Annotated in this window: 2 protein-coding genes; both read right to left on the bottom strand. The window is 65.6% G+C overall.

Annotation, left to right across the window (positions count from 1 at the left end):
- Window positions 1–66: 66 nt before the first annotated feature.
- Window positions 67–1,797 (bottom strand): arylsulfatase, encoded by a 1,731-nt coding sequence (locus QZY48_RS15870; RefSeq protein ID WP_295432567.1) that lies wholly within the window; start codon window positions 1,795–1,797, stop codon window positions 67–69.
- Between the two features lie 221 nt (window positions 1,798–2,018).
- Complete coding sequence (locus tag QZY48_RS15865; RefSeq protein ID WP_295432565.1) at window positions 2,019–2,858, bottom strand: alpha/beta hydrolase; 840 nt, start codon at window positions 2,856–2,858, stop codon at window positions 2,019–2,021.
- Between the last annotated feature and the right edge of the window lie 141 nt (window positions 2,859–2,999).

Here is a 2,999-nt window from a genome sequence, read left to right as displayed (position 1 = left end):
TCTCGCGCAGGGAACTCGCAATTGTACATGTCATGGCTCCATAATATTTCAAATATTAGGACGGGGCTACCCGTCTAGCTTGCTCGGACGGCAGGGGCAATGCTTTCCATAATACCGCAACTTATCCCTATAGCAAGTATAACCGCCGCCGAGGCCCGTCGGCACCTTGCCCTGCAGGTCCTTCAGCAGCGGCGCCGGGTTCTGCGGATGCTGCAGGTCGGGAACGATGTCGTTCGAGGCGCCGCCCGGGAACCGTTTGATGCTCGGGTACTTCATGATCGACTGATTGAAGTCCATGATCACCGGAAACACGAGCGCCCCGACCCAGCCGTTGTCCTGCCCCGCGTAACGCCCCGGCGAGGAGGTCATCACGCGCGTCGCGGCAGCGCCGTTGAAGATCATGTCGTACTTTTCGTAGGGGTCCATCGTGAGGTTATAGAGGGCGCCGATGGCGCCCAGGTTCGCCTCCACCCCGAGCCAGGAGTCCTTGGCCGTGAAGAGATACTTCCAGGCGATGTTCACCCAGGGTTCCTTGGGGTCCCCGCCAATGTCGGCCCGCACGCCCTGGAAGGTCTCCCCATCGATATAGACCCAGGAGGTGCGCGCCGAGTGGGGCGCCTTGCCCAACACATAGGCGCTGTTGTCGATGCTGTCGAAGTAGATCCCCTTGCCGTCGTTGCCGACCCAGTCGTGGGGCGGGGGGGTGAGTCCGACCATACCCGCGAGGGTCGCCCAGGCGTCGATGTGCGACATCATCCCGCCATATTGGACGCCGGCCTGGACGTGCCCCGGCCACCACAGGAGGCCCGGCACGCGCCAACCGCCCTCGAAGGCCGTCCCCTTGGACCCGCGGAACGGCGTGGTCCCGGCATCCGGATAGGCATCCTGCCAGGCGCCGTTGTCGGCGGTGACGATGACGATGGTGTCGGGCGCGTGGGTGCGGATGGCATCCATGATCCGCCCGATGTCGGCGTCGAGCTCCATGAGCGAATCGGAGTAGTTGCCCAGGTGCGAGCGGCCCCGGAAGGCCGGCGCGGGGTTGGTCGGGTTGTGCATCTTGATGAAGTTAACGTTCATGAAGAAGGGCTTGCCGTCCTTGGCGTGCTTCTCGATGTAGGCCACGGCCGAATCGGTCTGGCGGATATCGAAGGTCGCGAGCGCCGCGTAGTCGAGCGTGCCCACCTTGGTGGCGGGCTGCCCCGCGACCCCTTCCCACTCACCCAGATTCACGCTCCCGTCATAGGCCTTCGCAAAGTCCGGATTGAACGAGGGAAACCAGGGGTGGAACCAGCTCGAGGTATCGTTGTAGGCGTAGACGCCGGCATAGTAGGCGGCGAAGTGCTTCATCTCGTCGAAGCCGTGCTCGATGGGATAGGACTCCGGAATGTCGCCCATATGCCACTTGCCGGAGAAATAGGTCGAGTAGCCGTTCTTCCGGAAGAACTCGGCGATCGTCGGGGTCTCCTTGCGCAGATAGTTCCGGTCCCCCGGGGCGACCACGATGGAGAGGGCCGAGCGGATGGGGATACGCCCGGTCATAAAGGAGGCGCGGCCGGCGGTGCAACTCGCCTGCCCGTACCAATTCGTAAAGACCGCACCCTCCTTGGCAATCCGATCGACGCTCGGGGTCGGGTGACCCAGGGCGGCGCCCCCGCCCGAGTAGGCGCCGAAGTCCGACCAACCGGTATCGTCGGTCATGAGCATGACGATGTTGGGCCTCTGGCCGGCGGCAAGGGCCGGGGCGCTCGCTAGCACAAACATGATGACAGCGAGTTGCAGGGGAAAGGTTCGGGTCATGGCAGGTCCCTCGGATTGGCAACGGTGTGAACCAGTCTCACGGGCTCGGAAGGCCCCGAAGGGTCCTTGATCCGAGCGGGGGGCGCATCAGTATTCGACCATCTTTGCGCTTCGTCAAGACCGGCCGGCCGGGTTTCGTCGGCAGCAAGGAAGGCGTCACGCCGACCATCTTGAAGGCGGCGTTGCGCGCCGCCGACCTGATTGCCGCCGGACGCGCCCTGCTACCCCAGGAACCCCTCCAGCACCGCGAACTGCTCGGGCGTATTGAGCGCCGGGGCGTGGCCGCAGCCGGGGATGGTGACCAGGCGCGCCTTGGGGCCGCGTCCGGTCATCTCCTCGGCGACGTGCGGCTCGACCAGGTCCGAGACCTCGCCGCGCAGGGCCAGGACCGGGCAGGTGATGGCATCGAAGATGGCCCACATGTCGAAGTCCGCGGCCTGCTCGGCGAACACCCGCATCACCGCCGGGTCATAGTGCGAGGAGATACGCCCGTTGTCGCGCCGGCGCATGGAGGTCTCGGCCAGCAGGCGCCATTCGTCGTCGCTCAGGCGGCCGAAGGGGGCATAGACGGCGCGCAAGAAGGTCTCGAATTCCATCATGCCGGCAAATTCGGGGACCAGCGTGACATAGGCCAGGATGCGGTCGATGGCCACCTGATTGAGCCGCGGGGCAATGTCATTGAGCACCAGCCGCTCGATGCGCGGCGCGGTCTGCGGGGTGCCGGCCAGGGCCATGCCGATCAGCCCGCCCATGGAGGTACCGACCCAGCGGCACGCGGCGATGCCCAGCCGGTCCAGCAGTTCCAGGGCATGGCCGCAATAGGCCGGGATGCTGTAGTCCTCGGCCGGCGCCGCCGACCAGCTCGACAGGCCCCGGCCGATGGTGTCGGGGCACAGCACATGGAAGCGATCGGCGAAGCGGCGTGCCAGGGTATCGAAGTCCCGACCGGTGCGGGCCACCCCGTGCCACAGCACCAGGGCGGGGGCGGCGGGATCGCCCCAGGCGGTCAGATGGACCTCGTGGCCGGCGATGGGGAGATAGGACGAGCGTGGGGCAGTCATCGGTATCGGTATCCTTAGTGGTTACAGGCGCGCCAGAGTATAGCCGCTTCTCGTTTGCAGGCTCCGCCGCACTGCCATTAAGTTAAGCGCCACAGCCCAAGCGCCTGGAGTCCAAGGCTTCAGCCTTGGAGCGCGCCAAGG

Origin of the sequence: uncultured Thiodictyon sp. (assembly GCF_903828115.1) — a bacterium.
Taxonomy (GTDB): Bacteria; Pseudomonadota; Gammaproteobacteria; order Chromatiales; family Chromatiaceae; genus Thiodictyon.
The sequence above is the reverse complement of the archived record's forward strand: the minus strand, read 5'-3'. Positions and strand labels throughout refer to the sequence as shown.

Bases quoted from the DNA above. Each gene is read 5' to 3' on its own strand.
- QZY48_RS15870 (WP_295432567.1), bottom strand. From the start codon at position 1,797: ATGACCCGAACCTTTCCCCTGCAACTCGCTGTCATCATGTTTGTGCTA.
- QZY48_RS15865 (WP_295432565.1), bottom strand. From the start codon at position 2,858: ATGACTGCCCCACGCTCGTCCTATCTCCCCATCGCCGGCCACGAGGTC.